Source organism: Pantoea sp. CTOTU46764, assembly GCF_031974595.1.
In the GTDB taxonomy this organism is placed as follows: Bacteria; Pseudomonadota; Gammaproteobacteria; order Enterobacterales; family Enterobacteriaceae; genus Pantoea; species Pantoea trifolii.
On record NZ_DALYOQ010000126.1, the window covers coordinates 1 to 3,883 of the forward strand.

General features: G+C 56.1%; 3 protein-coding genes and 1 pseudogene. All 4 read left to right on the forward strand.

Going from position 1 to position 3,883, the window contains the following annotated elements; genetic code table 11:
• A partial coding sequence (locus RTM06_RS22695) for a TRAP transporter large permease (protein ID WP_312184798.1) occupies positions 1–721 on the forward strand: 721 nt, incomplete at its 5' end.
• 224 nt (positions 722–945) lie between these two features.
• Positions 946–2,568, forward strand: coding sequence for a TIGR04028 family ABC transporter substrate-binding protein (locus RTM06_RS22700; RefSeq protein WP_256698803.1), 1,623 nt, complete (start codon positions 946–948; stop codon positions 2,566–2,568).
• A gap of 12 nt (positions 2,569–2,580) precedes the next feature.
• Positions 2,581–3,525, forward strand: coding sequence for an ABC transporter permease (locus tag RTM06_RS22705; RefSeq protein ID WP_312184800.1), 945 nt, complete (start codon positions 2,581–2,583; stop codon positions 3,523–3,525).
• Positions 3,522–3,883: pseudogene (locus tag RTM06_RS22710) on the forward strand (ABC transporter permease); the annotation flags it as partial. The gene RTM06_RS22705 and the pseudogene RTM06_RS22710, both read left to right, overlap by 4 nt.

Sequence of the window (3,883 nt, forward strand, 5' to 3'; positions counted from 1 at the left end):
GTGGCTTGGCTTTGCACGTAAACGCGGATATCCAAAAGGCGAACGCATCCCTTATAAGCAGGCGGTGAAAATCTTCTTCGATGCGTTTTGGGGCCTGTTCACCATCTTCATCATTCTCGGCGGGATTCTTTCGGGCGTTTTCACTGCCTCAGAATCGGCGGCCATCGCCTGCATCTGGGCGTTCTTTGTCACCATGTTTATTTACCGTGATTTCAAATGGACGCAATTGCATATTCTGGTATTCCGCACCATCAAAACGGTAACCATTGTGATGGTGTTGATCGCCTTCGCTGCCGGTTTCGGTGCGGTGATGACCTTTATGCAATTACCGACCATCATTACCGAATCCTTTACCCAATTCTCCAGCAACAAGTATGTGATTTTGATGTGTATCAACCTGCTGTTGCTGGTGGTGGGAACGTTAATGGATATGGCGCCGCTGATCCTGATTCTGACCCCGGTACTGTTACCGGTAGCCACCGCGCTGGGCGTCGATCCGGTGCATTTCGGCATGATCATGCTAACCAACCTCGGCATCGGTTTAATTACGCCACCGGTTGGCACGGTATTATTTGTCGCCAGCGCAGTGAGCAAGCAAAAGATTGAGCAAGTGGTCAGCGCCATGCTGCCCTTCTATGGCATGTTGTTTATTGTGCTAATGTTAATTACCTATATTCCGGCGATATCGCTGTGGTTACCGCGTTTAATGGGCGTGATGTAAAAAGGTGCGCATGAATGCGCACCCTACGAAAAAAACACCGTAGGGTCGCCATTTATGGCGACCTCAATATATGTTCCGCAATAATCAGGTCGCCATAAATAGCGTTCCAAACACCTATTTATTTTTTTTAGCAAAGCTTAGTGCAATTCCTTGGTTCAACTCCCGTGTGCGGCATTCAATGATGAAAACCGCCCGTCGGGCTATTGATAAAAAAGGGAAACACCATGACTAAGCATTTTCACTTGCAGGCGTTGAGTTTGGCCCTGCTCTCAGGGATTTTTAGCGCCCACGCGGCAGACACGCCGGTTAAAGGCGGCACGCTGGTTTATCTCGAACAACAGGCGCATACCAACCTTTATCCCCCCGCCGGTGGCTTTTATCCCAATGGCGGAATTCTGAATCAAATCACCGATAAACTGACGTGGCAGAATCCAAAAACATTACAAGTTGAACCCTGGATTGCCGAAAGCTGGAGCAGCAACGCGGATAAAACCGAATATACCTTTAAAATTCGTCCCGGCGTCACCTTCTCCGATGGCACGCCCTTAGATGCCAATGCGGTAGCCAAAAACTTTGATACCTACGGTCTGGGAAATAAAGCCCAGCGCCTGCCGGTATCCGAAGTGATTAATAACTACGACCGCAGTGAAGTGATTGATCCTCAGACGGTGAAATTCTATTTTAAAAAACCGTCTCCCGGTTTTTTACAGGGCACCGCAACGATTGGCTCGGGCCTGGTTTCTCTCAGCACGCTGCAACGTAGCTTCGATCAACTCGGCGATGCGCGTCATATTATTGGTTCCGGTCCGTTTGTGGTCAGCGATGAAAAACTCGGGCGCGAAGTCGATTTAACCGCGCGCAAAGATTACCAATGGGGCCCGAAAAATCTCGCCCAGCAAGGTCCAGCCAATCTCGACGGCATTAAATTCATCGTCACGCCGGAAGACAGCGTGCGCATCGGCGCGCTGCTGGCCGGTCAGGCCGACTTTATTCGTCAGGTGCAAGCCTACGACGAAAAGCAGGCGCAGCAGCAAAACTTCCCGATTTACGCGGCGCCCACGCGTGGCGTCAACGACAGCATCAGCTTCCGCCCGGATAACCCGCTGGTCAGTGATGTGAAAGTACGTCAGGCGCTGCTGCACGCCACCAACGCGCAGCAAGTGGTGCAAACCCTGTTCTCACCAAACTATCCGCAGGCTACCTCGGTGATCGCCACTTCGGCGGCCGGTTACGTCAATCTGGCCGACAAGCTGAAATTCGATCCGGCGTTGTCGAAAAAACTGCTGGATGAAGCGGGCTGGAAACCGGGCAGCGACGGCATCCGCGAGAAGGATGGCAAGAAACTGGCGCTGACCATTTATGAATCGCTGCCGCAGCCGCAAAACAAAGAGGTGCTGCAGCTGGTGGCACAACAGTGGCGTCAGGTTGGCGTTGCGCTGGCGGTGAAAGCCGGTGATGCCGGCAGCCGCGTGCTGGATAACCTCGATCCGCTAAAAACCCCGCTAGTGGTATCCGAAGTGGGCCGCGCCGATCCTGACGTGGTGAAGAGCCAGTTCTATCCAACAAACCGCGATGCGCTGCTGCAGAAAGGCGGCTCCAGCGACAAAGTGCAAAACTTCCGCGACGACAAGCTCAACACGCTGTTGCTGGCTATCTCCTCGGAAGTCGATCCGGCGAAGCGTCTGGCGGTGACCGGCGATGCCCAGCGTTATCTGCTCGATCAGGCCTATGTGATTCCGATCTTCGAAGAACCGCAGGTGTTTGCCGGTGCGCCTTGGCTGAAAGGCGTGAATTTTGAAGCTGTGGGTCGTCCGTCGTTCTACGGCGCGTGGCTGGAAAAACACTAAGGCAGGTTAATGATGCAACGTTCACTGCTGCGAAGAGTGGGTCAAAGCGTTTTGGTGCTGTGGGCCGCGTTTACCCTGTCGTTCTTTCTGCTGCAGGTGCTGCCCGGCGATGCGGTGCTGATCAAGTTTCAGAATCCGGATCTGGGCCTCAGCCCGGATCAAATCGCCGAAATGCGACTGGCTTACGGCGCGGATAATCCGCTCTGGCAGCAGTACGTGCACACGCTGCTGGCGATGCTGCGCGGTGATTTTGGTTACTCGGTGCAGGCGGGCGTGCCGGTCAGCGAACAGCTGATCAGCAACCTGCCCGCCACGCTGCAACTGGCGCTGCTCGGCTTTGCGCTGGCAACGATTATCGCGTTCGCGCTGGCGGCGTTATCGCGTTTGCCAGCGCTGCGCCTCCTGCGTTCTGTGCTGCAATCGGTACCGGCGCTGTTTATCTCGCTGCCGACCTTCTGGCTCGGCATCGCGCTAATTCAGCTGTTCTCCTTCCAGCTGCGCTGGATTCCGGTGATCAATCCGTCGGCGCTGCAGGGTTTGATTCTGCCGGTGATTACCGTGGCGATCCCGATCTCCGCGCCGCTGGCGCAGATTCTGTTGCGCAGCATCGATCAGGTGTCAACCCAGCCGTTCGTGGCGGTGGCGCGCGCCAAAGGCGCCAGCGAAAGCCATGTGCTGTGGCATCACGTGATGCGCAATGCGCTGCTGCCGGTGCTGAACGTTGCCGGCTTGCTGCTTGGTGAACTGATCGCCGGGGCGCTGATTACCGAAACCGTGTTTGGCCTGAGCGGCGTCGGTCAGCTGACGCAGCAGGCGGTAAATAATCAGGACGTCGCAGTGTTGCAGGCGGTGGTGATGATTTCGGCGCTGGCGTTTGTGCTGATTAACCTGCTGGTCGATGCGCTGATGCCACTGTTCGATCCGCGTCTGCAATCCATTGCCGGAGGCCAACGATGAGCCTGGTCGACTACTCAACTGCACGACAAAAAATCAGCACACCGCGCGTGTTCAATATCCAGCCCGGATTATGGCTGGCGTGGGGGGTAATGCTGCTGGCGCTGCTGGCGGCGTTTGCGCCTGGCCTGTTTACCCATTTCAGCCCGACTGAAGGCGTGCCCGGCGCGCAGCGTCTGCCGCCGCAGGCCGCGTACTGGCTCGGCACCGATCAGCTAGGCCGCGATCTCTACACGCGCATTATCTATGGTTCGTCACAGTCGCTGTCGGCGGCGGTCGCAGCCGTGGCGATGGGGCTGATTGGCGGCACCACGCTCGGCGTGCTGGCAGGCGCGATTGGCGGGCGCACCGAGAACTGGCT